Origin of the sequence: Dialister sp. i34-0019-2H8, from assembly GCF_042846925.1 — a bacterium.
Taxonomy (GTDB): Bacteria; Bacillota; Negativicutes; order Veillonellales; family Dialisteraceae; genus Dialister.
In genome coordinates, this window is the sequence record NZ_BAABYQ010000001.1 from 1491210 (window position 1) to 1510856 (window position 19647).

Here is a 19647-nt window from a genome sequence, read left to right on the forward strand (position 1 = left end):
ACTGGTGACTAGGGACTAGGACGTGCCGCTCCTTGATTGTGAATGAAAGCTCTGCTCGAATGAGGAATTAGGAATGAAGGTGGCGACTTCGCCGCGAATATATATGAGGCGATGCCTGAAGGCCGGAGGATAGAAGTCAGATGTCTAATGTCAGGCGTCTGATATCTGATGTCTCCCAGTCTCCTAGTCTAATCCCTAGCCACTCATCCCTCATCCCTGCTTTCAAACTTATTTACGGCGCAAAAATCAAAAGCGCCGTCTTTTTTATGAAATCTTCCCATGCAAAAAAGACGTAAAATCATGCATCCTACGTCTTTTTTGATTTTAGTTGATTTGGGGAAACGCTGATTAAATCACAGAATCAGTGTTTCCTTAGATTTTCGCCAGCGCCTGTTCGAGATCTGCGAGAAGGTCATCGATGTTTTCGATACCTACGGAGATGCGGACGGTGCCCGGGGTGATGCCGGCTGCCTGCTGGGCTTCCGGGGAAAGCTGCTGGTGGGTCGTGGAAGCCGGGTGAACGACAAGAGACTTGGAGTCACCGACATTAGCCAGGTTAGAGAAGATCTCAAGATTGTCGATGAATTTTCTCGCTGCATCAAAGCCATCCTTGAGTTCGATGGAGAAGATGGAGCCTGCACCCTTTGGCAGGTATTTCAGCTGCAGCTTGTGGTACGGGGAAGATTCGAGACCCGGATAGTTGACTTTAGCGACCTTCGGGTGCTTTTCGAGGAATTCTGCGACTCTGGTGGCATTGTAGACGTGGCGTTCTACGCGAAGAGACAGGGTTTCGAGGCCCTGAATGAAGAACCAGGAGGAGATTGGGGAAATGCAGGCACCGGTATCACGGAGAACCTTCGCACGGATACGGGTCACGAAGCCTGCGCCCGGTACGTCAGTCGCAAAGTTGATGCCGTGATAGGAAGCATCCGGAGAAGCGAAGTGCGGGTATCTTTCCGGCTGGTTCCAGTTGAACTTGCCATTTTCTACGATCGCGCCGCCCAAGGTCGTACCGTGGCCACCGATGAATTTCGTGGTGGAGTGCACCACGATATCCAGACCATGTTCCAGTGGACGGAAGAGATAAGGCGTCGCGAAGGTATTATCAATGATGACTGGCAGGCCGTGGGCGTGAGCAATGTCGCGGATGGCATCGAAGTCCGGGATATTGATGGCCGGATTCCCCAGCGTTTCGATATAGACTGCCTTGGTCTTTGTGGTGATCGCTGCTTCGATCTCTTCCGGATGATCCGGATTTACGAAATGGGTGGTGATGCCGAGCTGCGGCAGGGTATCGGTGAAGAGCTCATAGGTCCCGCCGTACAGTGTAGAGGCAGAAACGATCTCATCCCCGGCACCGGCAATGTTCAGGATCGCATAGGTGACAGCAGCTGCCCCGGAAGCAACGGCGAGAGCCGCCGTGCCGCCTTCCAAAGCTGCCAGTCTCTTTTCGAGTACATCCTGGGTCGGATTCGTCAGGCGACTATAGATATAACCGGCATCCTTCAGGGCGAAGCGGTCTTCTGCCTGCTGCGCGTCCTTAAATACATAGGAAGTGGTCTGGTAAATCGGAACCGCTCTGGCGCCGGTCACCGGATCCGGTACCTGGCCTGCATGCTGCTGAAGAGTTTCGAAATGATAATGTTTTACGTCTGCCATGATGAATTCCTCCTGTAAAAAAAGGCTGTTGATAGCTCGCGGGAAAGCGTCTCTCTGGACTATCAATCACTATTTCTTCCTTCATAGTAAATGTGGCAATGCATGGGCAATAAAAAAAATCTCGTCCCTATCAAAGGGACGAGATCGTCATTCGTGTTACCACCCAATTTTATGTCCGGATCGCTCCAGAACACCTTATCAGGTACGCCGGCTATTGCCTTGATACCCTATCTCTATAACGGGAGCTCCCGGGCTGCTTCATCATTCAGCATGCCAGGCTCAGAGGCCATCTTCCATGGATTCATCTGTACTCGTTTTCACCTGCCCGAGCTCTCTTTGCCAGCGTCCTTCATGTACTCTTCTCTTCACTGCCTTTATGAAGTTGAAGCTAATATACACCCTCAGAGAATATGTGTCAAGAGTTTTTTATTCAATATGGGGAGAAAGGTGTGGGGCTTGAGATCGGGATCTAAGGATCCAATGGAGCCCGCAGGTCGTGAAGGGAGAATATGTCTCCCATGGCAGCAGAGGGATGCTTCCTACGCTCTGCTGCACTTTATAGCTATGCCGTCCCGCTCCCCGCAGGAGCTTTGGCACGCTGCATCCCGCATCAGCTTTCTTTGACAGCCTGAATAAACGCCGCTATCTTCTCCGGATCCTTCCCCTTCCTGTCTGTATACTCCACCCCCGACGATACGTCGACGACGTCAGGATGGATGAGGGAAATCGCCCTTCCTACATTCTCTGCCGTAAGGCCGCCCGCAAGAAACCATGGCTTCTTGCGTTTCTTTTCCGCGAGCCTCTTCCAGTCGAAGGCCTTCCCGCTGCCAGGCTCTGCCGCGTCAAAAAGATGAGCGCAGATGCGGGGATCCTCTTCTTCCTCTGCTTTGCCATTATACGCACGGATGATGGGAAGCCGGGTCATGGAAAGTACCTCTGCTTCAAGCACGCCGTGCACCTGCATATAGTCGAAACCTGCCTTCTCGATCTCCTCAGCCTGTGCCGACGAAGGAGACACCACGACCGCCACCTTTTTGATGCGCGGATCTGCCGCACGCAGGATGGCCTTTGCCGTCTCAAGAGAAATGTTCCGTTTGCTCTTCTCGAAGAAAAGCACCATCCCCATATATGAGACATCAGGATAGGAAACAAATGCGGCCTCCTTCGGATCTGTGAAGCCACAGATTTTGATCTGAGTCATAGAACCCTCCTTTGATATCATCAGCCCCCCGAGTCATGCATAGGCATGATGCCCGAAGGCTGGCAAAGTGATGCAGTTTCTCATTTTTCTTACTCTCACAGTTTCTCTGCGTTTGACATAACGATGCGAGGAAAACACCGATCCATTGGCAGACTATGATCGTTCCTGATCCACGACCGCCAGTCACTTACCTCGCCACGCCTGTTGTCACATTCACACGGATCGTCTCGAGCGACATGCCTGTCGTATGCTCGATCTCCCGCTGGATCCTGTCACGCATGGTATGGATCACCGATTTGATCTCCTGCGGCGTTCCCGGGCGGACGGAGACGTCAAGTGCCAGAATGAGGCCATTCAGCTGACTCTCACTCTTCTCACTGCTGACGCCTGTGATCCTGACTTTCTTCATCCCCTTCACCGCATAACGGACAAGCGAAGCGATGACGCGGTCAGAGAAGGAGAGCTTGCCATAGTAACTGAAGACCGGACGCACGACAGAGCGTTCATTCTGCTCGCTGAAACGCTTTGGCACTTCCTTTTTCCGATTTCTGAAAAATTTCAGCGGATCGACTAGGTACCCCTTGAAATACGGCTTCAGCTCCATCGTCGGAACGGGAATGACATGCTTCCCTTCCTTATGACGTGCTTCGCTCGCCTTCATCATTTCTTCAGGACGCGCCACATCCTCGATGCGGATATACTTGCAGGGCTCCGGCAGATCCAGTGCCTTCGTGATCGTCACGACCATACGATCTGACGTTCCCAAGATCAGAATGCGGTCCGGATGGATCTTCTGGAGCGTCTTCTTCACATCTTCTCTCTGCTCTTCATCCCAGAAAATCGCGCGGCGCACCGCCTTCAAGCGGCTCTCTTCTCTCTTGGCTGACTTCCCTGCGACAATGCGGTTGTGATAGATCAGGATCCCATCATCAATGATGCAGGAGCATTGATTCTCATAGGCGATCACCAGCGCACGGTCACTCTTACCTGTGCCTGGCGGTCCATAAAAAGCTACAACTTCCATAGTGCTCTCCTTTTCGTTTTTCTTTAGTATAAATGTTCACGGGAAATTTGTCATGAGGAAAATGGGGAAAAGGTTAGAGGTTCAAGGTTCAAGGTTCAGGGTTCGGGGTTCAGGGTTCGGGGTTCGGGGTTCGGGGTTAGCCCACGGAACGGGATGCCTCTTGATTGCGTACAAAAACTCTGTTCGAATGAGAAATTAGAAATGAGAAATGGTGATGCGGCGCATAAAAATCAGAAGCGCCGCGGAGTTTCGATAGCGCTTCGTGCACAACGTCATTTCGACCGTAGCCGAGGGACTTTATTGCAAAACGCTCATCGCCTGATGTGAGGCAGCACCAGGACATCGTTTTCCCTCGGTGGATACACGATGATTCTCGCAGTGCAGTAAAGATCCCTCGGCTGCGCTCGGGATGACGATGCCAGAGAATCCCAGTCACCAGCCACCAGTCACTCCTAATCCCCAATCCTTAGGGAAACACTGATTAAATCGCAGAATCAGATTTCATATGGATTTTTATACATAGCTTCGTCATCATCTTCCTTAAATAGCTCGATATTCGCGTCAGATGATTCCTCGCTCTGTATAAAAATCCAAGAATGAAATTTGACAACGATTGAATCAGTGCTTCCCTAGCTACTCATCCCTAGTCCCCAGTCACCCAAAACAAAAAAGAAGCCTTTCGGCTTCTTTCACTCTTCCCCTACGATCTGAACCTCGGTATGCAGATCCACGCCATAGGCCTCTTTGACCTTCTGCTGCACCTGATGGATGAGAGAGAGCATGTCTTCGCAGGAGGCACGGCCATTATTGATGAGGAAACCGGCGTGTTTCTCGCTGACCTGCGCATCGCCCACCGAAAATCCTTTGAGCCCCAGTTCTTCGAGCATCTGTCCAACAAAATGACCATCGGGGCGCTTGAAGGTGGATCCGGCGCTTCGTTTTTCAAGAGGCTGCTTCGTAGCTCTTCTCTGGTTGAGATCCTTCATCAGCGCTTCGATGTCCTTTTGATTGCCCGGCTTTAACGAAAGCGTGATATCAAGGATGACTTCCCCGTTCTGCATGAAGGGGCTGTGGCGATACCCATAGCCCATATCCTTGATGGAGTGGACAATGATATCCCCCTTCGCATCACAGGTGGTAGCAGAAACGATGATCTTCGCCATTTCTCCGCCATAGGCCCCCGCATTCATATAAGCAGCTCCGCCAATACTGCCGGGAATGCCGCTGGCAAATTCCATTCCAGAGAGGCCATACTCCAATGCTTTCCTTGCAGCAGCTGCCGTAGGCACTCCGCTCGCGACCGTCAGGAGATTCTCCTTTCTTTCCATGCGGTGCAGACGACCGGTGAATACCACCGCCCCTCGGATGCCTTTGTCCCGGACGAGCAGGTTCGCCCCGCCGCCCAGTACGAAAAGCGGCACCGCATGCTTGTGTGCGAGCTTTGTGATGAGGCACACTTCTTCTGTCGTTTCCGGCATCAGAAAACAATCCGCCGGCCCACCGATGCCAAAGGTGGTATGACGCTTCATGGGTTCATTTGTTTTTATCTGATTCTCTCTTAAAATGCCGGAGAAAATGCTTGCATAGTCGTTATTCATATCCGATTCCTTACCCTTATAAAATCATATCTTATTTATTATAAGGATGCGCATGGAGCGCGTCAATGGGAAAATAGGAACCTTGAGTGACTGGAGACGGGTGACTGGTGACTAGTGTCTAATGTCTAGTGTCTAGGGATTAGGGATTAGACTAAAAGACCCAGAGACTGGGAGATATCAGACTCCCGTATCGTCATCGAAAGCACAGCTGAGGGATCTTTCTTGGGAAACACTGATTAAATCGTTATCGGATTTCATTCTTGGATTTTTATACAGAGCGAGGAGACAGAGGGCGCGAATAGCGAGCTATTTAAGGAGGATGTCGACGACGCTATGTATAAAAATCCATATGAAATCTGATTCTCTGATTTAATCAGCGTTTCCCTTGCACTGCGGTCAGTATCACATAGGCATTGGCAGGGAAACGACACCTTGGTACTACGTATTTCTGCTTTCACACATGCATCGTTTATCGGTCTGCAAAAAAGATTTCTCGCTTGCGCTCAAAATGACGATACGAGAAAAGGGTATCCCCAAAAGTTTGAAAGCAGGGATTAGGGATTAGTGGCTAGGGATTAGGAGTTTCAAGTGACTAGTGGCTGGAATGCCAGCTCATGGCATCGCCATTATTTATACTCCGCGGCGCTTAGATCCTTCGACTCAGTTCTCCTGTTTCAGATAAGCCATTTGCTAACATACGACGTTTTTCTCCGCTCAGGATGACGAAATGCGCCGCACCACCATTTCTTATTTCTCATTCAATCGAGGCTTTCAATCACAATCAAGGAGCAGCACGCCCCCACAGCTCTTCTCCCCATCAAAAAACCGCAGCCTAAGCTGCGGTTTTTGGTTCAGGTTGTCAGATGAAATAAATTATTTGTTTTCGATCAGTTTCAGGTCGACAGCAATATTCTTTTCGACGTTTTCGCCCTTAGCGAGCTTCAGAGCAGCATCGACGCCGATCTCGCCCATCTTGTCCGGCTGCTGAGCGATGGTAGCTGCCATGGTGCCGTCTTTGACTGCTTTCACGCCGTCATCCGTGCCGTCAAAGCCGATGATGAAGATCTGCTTGTTGGCAGCTTTGGCAGCGGAGATAGCGCCGAGAGCCATTTCATCGTTCTGTGCGAAGATGGCTTTGACATCCGGGTTTGCCTGGAGAATATTTTCAGAAACGGTCAGGCCCTGGCTGCGATCGAAGTTTGCACTCTGCTTTGCGAGGACTTTCAGTTTCTTGTCAGCGATGTTATGGAAGCCCTGGCCGCGTTCACGGGAAGCGGATGCGCCCGGGATACCTTCGAGTTCAGCGACCGGAGTGCCTTCGCCGAGTTTGGAAACGATGTATTCTGCTGCCATTTCGCCGCCCTTGATGTTGTTGGAAGCGATGTGTACAGCGACTTCGCCCTTGTCAGAAGCACGGTCGATGGTGATGACCGGGATCTTGGCTTTATTGGCTGCAAGGACAGAGTTGGATACTGCTGCGGAGTCTACCGGATTCACGATGAGCACGCTGATGTTGCCCTGGAGCAGGTCAGCGATATCATTAGACTGTTTTGCCGGATCATTCTGTGCATCGACGATCTTGACATTCACGCCAGCCTTTTCAGCAGCTGCTTTGACGCTGTTTGCCATGGTGACGAAGAATGGGTTGTTCTGCGTGGAGACAGAGAAGCCGATGGTGACTTTCTTCGCGCCGGAAGCAGCAGAAGAGTCGGCTTTCTTATCAGAGCCGCCACAACCAGCAGCAGAGATGAGTGCTGCGCCAATGAGAGCTGTTAATGCGATTTTCTTAAACAAAATGTTTTCCTCCTTAGTTCTTCTTGCGATCCATCAGGACGGCAAGCAAAATAACTACGCCTTTGACAACCTGCTGATAGAAGCTGGACACATTCAAAATGTTCAGACCATTATTCAAGGTACCGATGATGAGAGCACCGATGAGCGTGCCGGAAATACGGCCTTTGCCGCCTGCGAGCGAGGTACCGCCCAAGACGACAGCTGCGATAGCATCCAGCTCATAGCCCATGCCGGCTGTCGGCTGCGCGCTGTTCAGGCGGGCAGTCAGGATAGCGCCGGCGATAGCGCAAAGGCATCCAGTCAAAGCATACGCAAAAATCTTGATTCTGTCAATCTTAATCCCGGAAATATAGGAAACTTTTTCATTTCCGCCGACCGCATAGGTCTGACGGCCAAGCGGCGTCTTCTTCAGGATGAAGAAAAGGATCAGGAAGGCGATGAGCATCACGATGGCCGGGACCGGAACTTCCATGATGAAGCCCTGACCGAAGCCTGTGAAGAAAGGATCATCCGAAAGGCCGGAGATCGGGTTGCCATTCGTATAGACGAGCGTCGCGCCGCGATAGATGGTCATTGTAGCGAGCGTTGCAATGAAAGGAGCGACCTTTCCGTAGGAAATGATGACACCATTCACAGCACCGAGCAGGATCCCGATGAAAGCAGAGAAAAGGATCGCGAGCTCCGGATTCGTCCCTTTGGCGATCATGCTCGCCATGAGCGCAGAAGACAGCGCGAGGATCGAACCGACGGAGAGGTCGATGCCGCCGGTCAGGATGACGAAGGTCATACCAAAGGCAATAAGCGCATTGATGGAAATCTGACGAGCCAGATTTTTCAGGTTCGACGGATCGATGAAGCTGTCATTCAAAGCCGCGATAACGATAAAGAGTACAATGAGACCAATGAGCGGCCCCATTTCTCTCACAAGATTTTTAACTTTTTCGGAATTCATGCTTACTCTCCTCCGGTAGCCAATGTCATAATACGTGTCTGTGTCGCATCTTTATGATCGATGATGCCAGCCAGATGTCCTTCGTGGATGACCATGATACGGTCGCTCATGCCGATAACTTCCGGCAGTTCAGAAGAAACCATGATGATCGATACGCCTTGGGCGGTCAGTTCATTCATCAGGTCATAGATATCCTTTTTCGCACCGATATCGATGCCGCGGGTCGGTTCATCCAGGATGAGCAGCTTCGGATGCATGCCCACCCACTTCGCGATGACGACCTTCTGCTGGTTGCCGCCAGAGAGAGCGCTCGCAGGAAGCTCGATGGTCTGTGTCTTTACGCCGAGCTTGTGCGATAACGTATCTGCGAAACCGAATTCTTCCTTGTCATTGATGACGCCGCTCTTGGCGAGGGCATTCACACTGGGGAGTGCAATATTTTTCTTGATCGAAAAATCCAGAATGAGCCCTTCCGTCTTACGGTTCTCTGTAATGAAACCGAAGCCGAGCTTGATGGCATCGAGCGGCTTTTTGATCTTGATCTCCTTGCCGGAAAGGTAGAGCTTGCCTTCCTTGTGCGGATCCACACCGAAGATCGCTCTCATGATCTCTGTACGGCCAGCGCCCATGAGACCGGCTACGCCCAGGATCTCCCCTTTTCTGACAGAGAAGGAGATGTGCTCGAAGACGCCCGGCTGCGAGAAATCTTCGACCTTGAATACTTCATCACCGGGTACATTCGTACGCGCCGGATAGTACTCGCTCATCACGCGGCCGACCATATCGCCTACGATCTGATCCATATTCGTTTCTTCTGTCGGGCGGCTGCTGATGGTCTGCCCGTCGCGCATGACGGTGATGGTATCACAGTTATTGAATACCTCTTCCATACGATGAGAAATATAGATGATGGAGACACCCTTCGCCTTCAGCTTTCTCATGACTTCAAAAAGGCTGTCGGTCTCACGCTCCGTCAAAGCGGCGGTCGGTTCATCCATGATGACCGTCTTGGCATCGAGCATCAGATTTCGTGTGATCTCTGTCATCTGCTGCTGACCGACAGAGCATTCCCCTGCGATCTCATCGAGCGGCAGCGTGATGCCCATTTCGCAGCACTTTTCTTCCGCCATCTGGCGCATCTTTTTGAAGTCAATGAAGCCAAAAGCCGTTTTCGGCTGATTCATCAGGAAAAGATTCTCCAGGATAGACAGATTCGGCCAGATATTCAGCTCCTGATGAATGAAAGCGATCCCGTGCTCTTCCGCATCTTTATTATTGCGGAAAGTCACTTCCTTGCCATCCACCAGAATGGTGCCGGCATCCGCCTTGTGGATGCCCGTCAAAATATTCATTAATGTGGATTTGCCTGCGCCATTCTCCCCCATCAGTGCGTGGACTTCGCCAGGACGGATGTGGAGATTCACTCCGCCTAAGACCTTATTCGTCCCGAAGGCTTTGCAAATCCCGATCATATTGATATCCATGTACTACCTCTCTTAGAAGATGACGCCGGACTCGAGAATGATATTCGAATACGGAGTGATTTCGCCCGTACGGATGACGGCTTTGCAGTCTTTTTCCCATGCTTTCAGCTCTTCATGGCTATCCAGCATGACCCATTCCACAGCATCTTCCGGGAACACTTCATGAAGCGCTTTCCACTGCTCCGGATTTTCCTTTTCCGTCTCCGGTGCGATATAGACCTTCTGGATCTCCATGTATTTCGCCATTTCCTTCACGACTTCGATGAATTTCGGTTCACCAAGACGGAGTGCGAGATCGATCTTCGGCGTACCGGCTGGCACCGGAAGGCCGCAGTCTCCGACACAGATCTTATCTGTATGACCGAGGTCTGCTAAAACCTTAGCAATATTGCTGTTCAAAATCCCTATTTTCTGCATGAGAGCATCTCCTCCACTTCTTTGCGCCATGGCATACCACCCTGTGCGCCGATCTTTCCGACAGATAGTGCTGCCGCCGCATTGGCAAAACGAATGGCTTCTTTGATAGCCAGGCCTTCGCAGCGCGCCGTAGCAAAAGCCCCATTGAAGGTATCGCCTGCCCCGGTCGTATCGACGACCGGCACCGTGAAGCCGGCGACCTTGACGACCTTGCCCGCTTCGCCATAGACCACGCCATCTTTGCCGACGGTCATGATGACCTTGCCGGCTTCGGAAATCAGGATCTCATCCCGATCCATCCCGTCAAACATCAGTGCCGCTTCATGTTCATTCGGCGTGAGATACGTCACTTTCCTGACCCAGTCCTTCGGGATATCCATGTACGGTGCCGGATTCAGCATCACCGGGACGCCCGCTTCAAAGCAGCGGTCGATGATATAGCCGATCGTGTCCATCGGGATCTCATGCTGCAGCATGACGAGATCAGAGGAAGAGATCACATCCCAGTCCTTATCGATCATCTCGCGGCTGACCTTATCATTCGCCCCCTTGATGACGATGATACTGTTATCCCCTTCTGCCAGCGTGATGTGTGCCGTGCCTGTCGTGATGCCGGAGAGCGTCTCCACATAGTCCGTCTTCACGCCGCTCTCTTCCAGCGCCTTTTTCATGAGCGCTCCGTAAGCATCATCCCCTACACAGCCGATCATGTATACGGTAGCCCCGAGGCGCGCCGCTGCGACAGCCTGATTGGCACCCTTGCCTCCAGGAGAAACGATCAGGCGGCTGCCCATCACGGTCTCGCCAGCCTGCGGTCTTCTGTCCGCCTCCACGGTAATGTCCATATTACAGCTGCCTATTACAGAAATATGACCCATAAGCCTCCATCTTCCTTTACCTTTTACAAATACGCCGAAGAAACAGGATAATCTCATAATTCCTAGCGAAATATTCGATTCAATAAAAAAGTATCCACATAACGCTTTTTTCTTTCTACATAACCGTATTATTTTAGCATAAAGCCTTTAAAGAAAAAAGAGAGGGAAAAAAATTTTACAATATGTAAGAGTTTAGTGTTTAGTGACTAGTGACTAGTGACTGGTGACTGGTGACTGGTGACTGGGAAGCGGAAAATGGCAACTGTCATTTTCTCTCATATCGTCATTTCGAGCGAAGCCCTCGAATCTTTCTTGCACACAGGTAAGCAATAAGTACGAGATAGCAGAAAAGCGTAGTACTAAAACTTCGTTTATGAAATGGCACAAACTTGCTGATTTTCGTGCTGCAATAGAGATTTCTCGCTTGCGCTCGAAATGACGATACGGGAGAGACTTTTTCCTCATGTTTGATTCCCCGCGGCGTTTCCATATTTTTATGCGCCGCACCACCACTCCTCACCCCTAACTCCTCACTCCTAACTAGGGAGCGCGAGACTTTCCTTCGCAATCAAGGAGCGCCCCCACGACAAAACCCTCTGCCCAAAAGCTGAGCAGAGGGTCTCCTCTATCCATCCATTACACGATCGGTTCTCCGTGATACAGTTCTCCATCGATATCCGGTTTCACACCATAGCCGATGGCCCATTCACATTTATACTTGAGAGCCTGCGCATGAATGTTCTTCACGCGGTCAATGGTCTTGATGACTTTCGCCGGGACACCGACGACGAGGGAATTCGGCGGGATGACCTGATTTTCCAGAACAAGCGCGCCAGCAGCGATGATGGAACCGCGGCCGATCTTGGCACCAGTCAAAACAGTCGCATGCATGCCGATGAGGACATGATCCTCAATGGTACAGGCATGGATGCAGGCGCAGTGCCCGATAGTGACATAATCGCCAATGATGCAGGGATCGTCATCCGCCACATGCAGGCAGACTAGATCCTGTACATTCGTGCATTCACCGATGGAGATGTAATTCACATCGCCTCTAGCCACGACGCCCGGCCAGACACTCGCATACTTTCCGATCCGGACATCGCCGGAAAGGAATACCTGTGGAGCCACAAACGCATTCGGATCGATCTGCGGAATTTTTCCGTTAAATTCTTCATTGGAAAGAGTATACATATGAAAGACCTCCCATCCTCTACACATAGATTATTTCCTATCTGTATTATACTACGGAAGGCAAGCGTATGGGGATTAAATTTTTCTAAAAAGGAAAAATTTCGGAGTTAGCCATCTAGGCGTGTCGTCCCATTGACTGCCAGCGAAAGAGGTGAGCGGGTTCGGAAGGTTCAATGGGTTCAACGGGTTCAGCAGGGGCGGTGCGGCGCATAAAAATAGGGAAGCGCCGCGGAGTTTTGATAGCGCTTCGCGCGCATCGTCATTTCGAGCGTAGTCCTCGATCTTTATTGCAGAACGCTCATCGCCTGATGTGAGGCAATACCAGGACATCGTTTTTCCTCGGTGCATACACGCTGATTCCCGCAGTACAGTAAAGATTTCTCGCTTCGCTCGAAATGACGATACGAGAGTCTGATGTCTTCTAGTCTCCTAGTCTCTAGTCACCAGTCCCTAGTCACTCGAGACGCCTAATTCCCAGCCACTAATCCCTAGCCACTAGTCTCTAGTTACTTCTTCCCCAAAAACTTTGTGATGGTTTTCACGACAAGGTCTGGCGCAAGCGGCTTGGACAGATGTTCATTCATCCCCGCTTCCCGGGTACGGATCTTATCTTCCGTGAAAGCATTCGCCGTCATCGCGATAATGGGAACCCTCTTCGCATCCTTGCGGGGAAGAGCCCGGATCTCTTTTGCGGCCTCGCAGCCATCCATGACAGGCATCATGACATCCATCAGGATCACATCGAATGCACCTTCGGGTGCCTTTGCAAAAGTCTCGACAGCCTCTTTTCCGTTCCATGCTTTCGTGACGACAGCGCCCTTTTCTGCGACAATAAATTCCGAGATCTCCATATTGAGCTCATTGTCTTCGACAAGAAGAATACGGACACCTTTGATCGACGCCTCGGCTTCTTCGGTCGTGTTCTCGGCTTTGCCGGCTGCCTTGTCGATCAGGAAGGGGAGCTTCACCGTGAACGCCGTCCCTTCTCCCTTTTGGCTGGTAAAGGAAATACTGCCGCCCATGGTTTCCGCAAGTTTCTTTGCGATCGGCATGCCAAGTCCCGTACCGTTGTAGGCCGTCTTGACACTTTCGTCTTCGCGGGTGAAGGGTTCAAAGATCCGTTTCTGGTACTCCTCGCTCATACCGATCCCGGTATCCTTACAAATAAACGTATAGAAAGCGCGGCCATCCTCACTCTCGTCTTCCCGGAGGCTGAGTATGATCTTCCCATGATCTTTATTGTACTTCACAGCGTTACCCATGATATTCATCAAAAGACGCTTCAGGTGACCTGGACTGCCTATGAGATTCCAGTGTGTAACGGAAAGATCCCTCTTGATGACTTCGATACCTCTTTCCTGTGCCAGCTTTTCGATGACAGTAAGGACTTCATTCAAAAGCTCCTGCAGATGGAAGGATTTTTCTTCGAGCACGACTTCACCGGACTCCAGTTTCCCCATATCAAGCACTTCATTGATGAGCTCCAGGAGCAGTTGGGACGCTTTACTGATCTTCTCACGACATTCGACCTGCTTTTTCAAATCATCGGGATAGCGCTCTGCCACCGCCAGCATGCCAATGATGCCATTGATCGGTGTACGGATATCATGGCTCATACGCTGGAGGAATTCTGTCTTCGCGACATTGGCGGCATCTGCCAGGCGAGCCTCTTCCTGAAGGCTCTTGCGGTATGTCTCTTCCCTCTCCTTCTCTTCTTTCTGGTGCAGCATCTGTTCCCGGTAGCGATACATAAAGAAGGCGGACAGAGCAAACAGATACAGGACGAAGATTATGCCCAGATTCTTCGGAAGTGCGGCAAATACTTTGGTATCCGGCATATATACATAGATGTAGTAGTCGCGCTGGCGAAGCATGATGCCATAGGCATATTCTTCACTGATATTCACGAGATGCCGACTGCCCGCATTTTCTTTCAAGGCCTGCACCACGGGGAGATGCTTCGTCTTTTCTCCGATCAGTGCTTTATCATTCGAAGCGATGACCTGTCCGTCATCCGCGACAAGGATGGTGCCATCCGTCAGGGGATTGTACCCTGCAAGCAGACTTTGGATCATGAGCGTGTAAGTTCTGGCATACTGAGCGGGTGTGTATTGGTACACGACGATGATGCCCGGCTTGTCCATGCGTCCGCAGGCAGCCATATCGATAAAGGCCCCATCCGGGAGGCGAAGACGCTGCGAATAGGTTTTTTCCGGATAACGGGCGCAGTCTTTCACGACATCTCTGGATAGGATGCCTGCGAGCGCTTCTTCTGCAGAAGGCATCTTGGTGACAGACTCCTTTGTCTCTCCTTTTTCGTCAAGAATCAGAATGCCGGAAAGCCACAGTCCACGGATATTCTGCTGCAGCAGCGCCTCCTCTGTACTGCGTCCTGTCTCTTTCTCCGCCTTGAGGTTTGTCCCTACCTGACGCACGCTTTCGATGAGCCGCAAAAGCGATTGGGACTCCAATGCTTCATTATAGTGTGTGACGCTTGAGCTCTGTACCTTCACATATTCTGCCGTTTCATAGAGACGCGCTTCCGCCGCCTTCTTTTCTTGGTCGCTGAAATAGAGCGAAGCGCCGAGCATGACCAGCAGCCCGCCAAGGATCCCGACCGACCAGAAACGGATGCCTTTTTCAATGGACGCTTTATCAGTAAGCAAGCTTCTCCACCTCCAGGTATTGTTTCGGATTTTCTAAATACTTTCCGATAATCCTCTCTGACGTCCCATCCTGCCTCATCTCTCGAAGTGTCTTATCAAGCTCCCGGCAAAGACTGCGGCGGTCCTCCTTATCGAAAGCCACGCCGATCCCGACCGTCATGAGCGGCTCAGGAAGGATGCGATACTCCACATCATAGTCCTTCATGTACTGGAGGATGGAAGTCTCGTGCTCTCCGACGGCATCCGCATAGCCTTTGCCAAGAAGTGTGTAGATCAGTGCGCGATCTCTCATGCTGAGAAGATGCTCCAGCTTAGGAATGCGAGGATCATTCCTTCGAAGGAAGATGCCTTCCGGCTTCGTGGTGGACTGTACCGCCAGTGTCTTCCCTGCAAGATCCTGCAAGTGGTAAATGTTACTCTCTGGATTCACTGCGACCACCTGACGGCTCACCATGTACGGACCCGCCCACCGGTAATCGTCCAGACGTCCTTCCATGGAAAAGCAGCCCATGATGCAGTCCAGCTCTCCGCTCTTCAAAAGGTCTTTCTTCTTCTCCCAGTCGATGTTATGCACTTCGACTTGATACCCCATGCGGCCGAAAGCCTCTGTCGCAAGATCCACATCGATCCCCGTCGGCACACCGTCTTCATCAAAATAATTGAAAGGCGGATAACGGTCACTCCCCAGCTTGATCACCGGACGCTTATCCTTCTGCGGCGTCCCCTGAGGCATACCGCAGCCTGCAAGAAAGAAGCCCGTGAGACAGATCCCAAGGATGATACCCATGATACCCTTATGACGCATGATAACCCCCTTAAAGAACGTTAATTTTTTATGATTGTATCAAATCGATAAATAAAAATGCAATAGAGCAATCGGAGAAATGTAATTCTCCAAGTGTATCATCAAGAAAAACGCATCCGCCGCTTCTAAGCGCTTGGCATCTCCGATGAGATCAGAATTTTTTCAGCTGAGAAGCCCGCATCTTTTGAAGCTATGAGCACACCAAAAAACGGTTCGCTTTCGCGAACCGTTGGCAGGGTTTCCCTGATTCTATTTCCCCAGCTCTCCCTTTCGGACACGCCCGAGGTAGATTTTCATCCCGAGAGAAAGCTGGATCAGACCGGCGATGGCGTAGACTTCCCAGATCCCTGCCATCATGGAGATCGCGGAGGAGACGAGCGGCCCCACCATATTGCCAAACTGCTGCGCCGTATTGAAAAGGCCAAAGACGCGGCCACGGAAATCATCCGGCGTGTACATGACCATCGCCGCATTGAGCGAAGGATTGACACCGATCACAAAGCACCCGACGAGGAACTGACAAAGGCCGAAGCCCACGACCGTGTCTGGTATGGACTGCGCCATCGTCAGGCATCCCGCAGCAAGCAGCGTGAGACAGATCGCAAAATAATAGCCTTTGCGCTGGCCGAATTTCCCCCACAGCGTCGTCGTGAGCGCGCCTGCGATGCCGCCGCTGCTCATGATGAAGCCGGAAATGAGCTCCACATTTCCCATGCCATCCAAAAGCTCGGAAACGTAAAGTGCCGTCACCGGCTGGATCATGAGGATCGTCGTCTGCAGACCGAAGGCGATGAAGAGGATCTCCCGAAGGTGCCCATTATGGAAGGCATACGAGAGGTCTTCCCCGATGGTGGTCACCTTTGATTCCACCTTTTTCACCATCCCCAGCTTCGGCTCTCTGACATAGAGGATGACGAGCACGGCAACGAACCAGAGGAACGCCGCAGAAATAAAAAAGGTATTCCGTATACCGATGAGATGCGCCAGCGTCCCTCCCACAAGAGGCCCCGCGATGCCGCCCACGATGAGCGCTGTCTGCCCCATCCCAAGCGTGGCCCCCAGATTCTTCGGATCCGCACTGACGGAGATGATCGCCATCGACGCTGCGACGAAGCCATTCGAGAATCCCATAAAGGCACGAGCCGCTGTCATCTGCCAGGCATTCTGAGACAACCCGCAGAAAAGGTAGGAAAAGCCGAGCAGCACCGCCGCGCGGATCGCCATCTGCTTCTTGCCCCTCGTATCCGCCATCTTTCCCCAGACAGGCCCCATGATGCCCGCCACCAGAAAGCAGCTCGAGAATACGACCCCCGTCCAGATCGCGATACTCTCCTCAGGTACTCCGATATCCAAAAGATAGAGCGGCAGGAAAGGAATGACCATCGTATAGCCGATAGAAACAAGGAACATGCTCGCAATAAGGATCATGATATTTTGTCTGTACTTCGTGGATGGTCACCTTCTTTCTGAAAATAGGGTTAGCCCACGGGGCGTGCCATCCCTTGGATTACGAATGAAAGCTCTGCTCGAGTGAGGAGTGAGGAGTGAGGAGTGAAGGTACGGCGCATAAAATTAAGAAGCGCCGCGGAGTTTTGATAGCGCTTCGCGCGCATCGTCATTTCGAGCGTAGCCCTCGATCTTTATTGCAGAACGCTCATCACCTGATGTGAGGCAGTACCAGCACATCGTTTTTCCTCGGCGCAACACGCTGATTCGCGCAGTACAGTAAAGATCCCTCGGCTGCGCTCGGGATGACGATGCCGACGAATCCCAGTCACTCCTAATCCCCAATCCTAGCTACTCATCTCTGCTTTCAAACTTTTGGGGATACCCTTTTCCCGTATCGTCATTTCGAGCGCAAGCGAGAAATCTTCCTTGCAGACCGATAAACGATGCATGTGTGAAAGCAGAAATACGCAGCACCAAGGCGTCGTTTCCCTGCCAATGCCTATATGATACTGACCGCAGTACAGTAAAGATCGAGGGTTGCGCTCGGGATGACGATGCCGGCGAATCCCAGTCACTCCTAATCCCCAATCCCTAGCTACTCATCTCTGCTTTCAAATTTCAGGGTTCAGGAGGTAGCATTTAAGTCACTAGTCACCAGTCACTAGTCACCAGTCACTTATCCCCCAGCCACTTCAGCGCATCATCGAGCATATTTGTCGTGACGAAATGCCCGAGACGAGGATAGGTGATGCGCGTCACATCACCGCCAGCTGCCTCAAGGGCTTCGAAGAAATGTGCCTGCGCGCGCGGATCAACAGAAATGTCACTTTCCCCATTGGTCATAAAAAGAGGAATGGATCTGATCTCCTCTATATGGGACAGCGGCTGCTCTTTTTCCAGCGCATCGTAAAGCGGCCAGTTTCTCCCTAACGAGATCCCGAAACGCGCCTGCATGAATAAATGTGAGAGGATCCAATCGCCCGAGCCATTGAAGGAAATCACCGATCTCACCAGTTGCGGATAGCGAGCTGCGATCCCCAGGACGGACATGCCGCCCATAGAGTGCCCAGCGATGATCGGCGTGCCATAGCCCTTTTCCCGCACGAAGTCATGGAGCGCCTCGTACTCTCTGACATTCTGCCGGATCGTTTCCCAGAAAATGCTGTAATCTTCGAGCCGATAGTAATCAGAGAGAGCATCGCGCTCCCCATGATGGATCGCATCCGGGACAAAGACAGTATAGCCATGAAGCGCAAAGACAGCCGCTTTCGTGGTCTGGTATTCTCCGCGGCTGCTCCAGCCATGGTAAAGAATGAGCGCCTTTCCCTCGTCTCGGATCGGGTGCACGATGCGGACGGGAATATCCCCCACGTAACTTTTCTCGATATGGAGCTGCAGCATATTTGCCCTCCTTTGGTATGTAATAGGGTGCAACGGGTTCAATGGGTTCTACGGTTTAATGGGTTCTACGGGGAAGGTGCGGCGCATAAAAACAGGGAAGCGCCGCAGAGTATAAATAATGGCGATGCCCAAAGGTGGTATTTAGTCACCAGTCACCAATCACTAGTCACTCCCAATCCCTAATCCCTAGCTACTCATCCCTGCTTTCAGACTTTAGCTCCGGATGCAGACGGTCTGTCCACTTCCAGCGATTGTGCAGCCAGAACCATTCCTCCGGATACTCACGGATCCACGCTTCCAGACGCTCATTGATCTTATCCGTGATATTCTGGATGGCTTCCTTCTTGGAGAGTCCTTCCTCCGGCGTGATCGGATCGCCGATGATGATCTCAAAGCGGAAAGGCCCCGTCTGGTGGATCAGCGCTGTCATGACCGGCAACTTGCAGAGCATAGAAAAATGCGCCGGCCCTGTCGCAGTCAGTGTTTTTTCACCAAAGAAATCAGACAGGATCCCCGTGTCTCCGGGGTCCTGGTCGCACAGAAGTCCCACGAAGTATCCTTCCTTCAGCCGGCGGAGCATATCACGGACGCCCGTCTTATACTCGACAGTCTGCCCCGGCATCGAGCGATATTCACAGAGGAAACGATCAAACTCTTCATTATTCTGCTTCATCGCGACCGAAAGCAGCGGATAACCGTAGAGCGCAAGCGCTGCCCCTTCGACTTCCCAGTTGCCGCAGTGCGTCGCCGCCAGAATGCAGCCTTTCCCTTCCGCCTTGATCGCATCCAGCTTTTCCTTCCCTCGAATGGTCACATACTCGGAAATATTCTCCTTCGTAAGCAGCGGAAAGCGGAACATCGAGACACCCAGCGGCCCGAAACGGACAGCCGAAGCCTTCGCGATGCGCTCTGCTTCCTTCTCGTCCTTAGCAAGGCCCGTGCGGAGAAGATTCGCTACCGCAAGTCGTTTTCTTCTCGCCGGTACCAGCAGCCAGAAAAATTTCCCCAAAGCGTCCCCTGCCTTCACAGCATTCTCTTCCGAAAGCCCACAGCAAAAAGCGCCGAGCGTCTTGAGCAGTCTATAGGTTCCTTTCATAGGATACCCCTTTCATGGATAATCAGTGA

At 51.7% G+C, this 19647-nt stretch carries 15 protein-coding genes and 1 other annotated feature; all 15 genes read right to left on the bottom strand.

Annotation, left to right across the window (positions count from 1 at the left end):
- Window positions 1–372: 372 nt before the first annotated feature.
- The 15 genes from ACGG9R_RS06345 to ACGG9R_RS06415 all read right to left on the bottom strand — a co-directional run bounded on the left by ACGG9R_RS06345 (window position 373) and on the right by ACGG9R_RS06415 (window position 19618).
- On the bottom strand, window positions 373–1659 hold the full coding sequence (locus tag ACGG9R_RS06345; RefSeq protein ID WP_390152878.1) for an O-acetylhomoserine aminocarboxypropyltransferase/cysteine synthase family protein: 1287 nt from the start codon (window positions 1657–1659) through the stop codon (window positions 373–375).
- Between the two features lie 131 nt (window positions 1660–1790).
- Window positions 1791–2037 (bottom strand) — a binding site (T-box leader).
- Window positions 2038–2269: 232 nt separating this feature from the next.
- Window positions 2270–2860, bottom strand: a complete 591-nt coding sequence (locus tag ACGG9R_RS06350; RefSeq protein WP_390152881.1) for a phosphoribosylanthranilate isomerase — start codon at window positions 2858–2860, stop codon at window positions 2270–2272.
- 187 nt (window positions 2861–3047) lie between these two features.
- Complete coding sequence (locus ACGG9R_RS06355) at window positions 3048–3884, bottom strand: hypothetical protein (RefSeq protein ID WP_390152884.1); 837 nt, start codon at window positions 3882–3884, stop codon at window positions 3048–3050.
- Between the two features lie 689 nt (window positions 3885–4573).
- Window positions 4574–5482, bottom strand: a complete 909-nt coding sequence (gene murB / locus ACGG9R_RS06360) for a UDP-N-acetylmuramate dehydrogenase (protein ID WP_022106405.1) — start codon at window positions 5480–5482, stop codon at window positions 4574–4576.
- 873 nt (window positions 5483–6355) lie between these two features.
- Entirely contained in the window at window positions 6356–7276 is a 921-nt protein-coding gene (gene rbsB / locus ACGG9R_RS06365) for a ribose ABC transporter substrate-binding protein RbsB (RefSeq protein ID WP_022106406.1), read from the bottom strand.
- Between the two features lie 13 nt (window positions 7277–7289).
- The gene (locus ACGG9R_RS06370; protein ID WP_022106407.1) at window positions 7290–8228 is read right to left on the bottom strand and encodes an ABC transporter permease; all 939 of its coding nucleotides are present in this window, start codon (window positions 8226–8228) and stop codon (window positions 7290–7292) included.
- A 2-nt stretch (window positions 8229–8230) separates the two neighbouring features.
- Window positions 8231–9712, bottom strand: coding sequence for a sugar ABC transporter ATP-binding protein (locus tag ACGG9R_RS06375; RefSeq protein WP_390152888.1), 1482 nt, complete (start codon window positions 9710–9712; stop codon window positions 8231–8233).
- Window positions 9713–9724: 12 nt separating this feature from the next.
- Complete coding sequence (gene rbsD, locus ACGG9R_RS06380) at window positions 9725–10129, bottom strand: D-ribose pyranase (RefSeq protein WP_022106409.1); 405 nt, start codon at window positions 10127–10129, stop codon at window positions 9725–9727.
- Complete coding sequence (gene rbsK / locus ACGG9R_RS06385; protein WP_390152892.1) at window positions 10117–11007, bottom strand: ribokinase; 891 nt, start codon at window positions 11005–11007, stop codon at window positions 10117–10119. Before rbsK ends, rbsD begins: the two co-directional genes overlap by 13 nt.
- A 636-nt stretch (window positions 11008–11643) precedes the next feature.
- Window positions 11644–12201 (bottom strand): gamma carbonic anhydrase family protein, encoded by a 558-nt coding sequence (locus ACGG9R_RS06390; RefSeq protein WP_022106686.1) that lies wholly within the window; start codon window positions 12199–12201, stop codon window positions 11644–11646.
- 506 nt (window positions 12202–12707) lie between these two features.
- Window positions 12708–14867: a hybrid sensor histidine kinase/response regulator gene (locus tag ACGG9R_RS06395; protein ID WP_390152895.1), complete on the bottom strand. Its 2160-nt coding sequence runs from the start codon at window positions 14865–14867 to the stop codon at window positions 12708–12710.
- A complete protein-coding gene (locus ACGG9R_RS06400; RefSeq protein ID WP_390152898.1) occupies window positions 14857–15672 on the bottom strand; it encodes a substrate-binding periplasmic protein in 816 nt (271 codons plus the stop codon). Before ACGG9R_RS06400 ends, ACGG9R_RS06395 begins: the two co-directional genes overlap by 11 nt.
- A gap of 249 nt (window positions 15673–15921) precedes the next feature.
- Window positions 15922–17100, bottom strand: a complete 1179-nt coding sequence (locus ACGG9R_RS06405) for an MFS transporter (RefSeq protein WP_390152901.1) — start codon at window positions 17098–17100, stop codon at window positions 15922–15924.
- Between the two features lie 693 nt (window positions 17101–17793).
- Window positions 17794–18522, bottom strand: a complete 729-nt coding sequence (locus ACGG9R_RS06410; protein WP_390152904.1) for an alpha/beta fold hydrolase — start codon at window positions 18520–18522, stop codon at window positions 17794–17796.
- A 190-nt stretch (window positions 18523–18712) separates the two neighbouring features.
- Entirely contained in the window at window positions 18713–19618 is a 906-nt protein-coding gene (locus ACGG9R_RS06415; protein ID WP_390152906.1) for a lysophospholipid acyltransferase family protein, read from the bottom strand.
- Window positions 19619–19647: the final 29 nt, after the last annotated feature.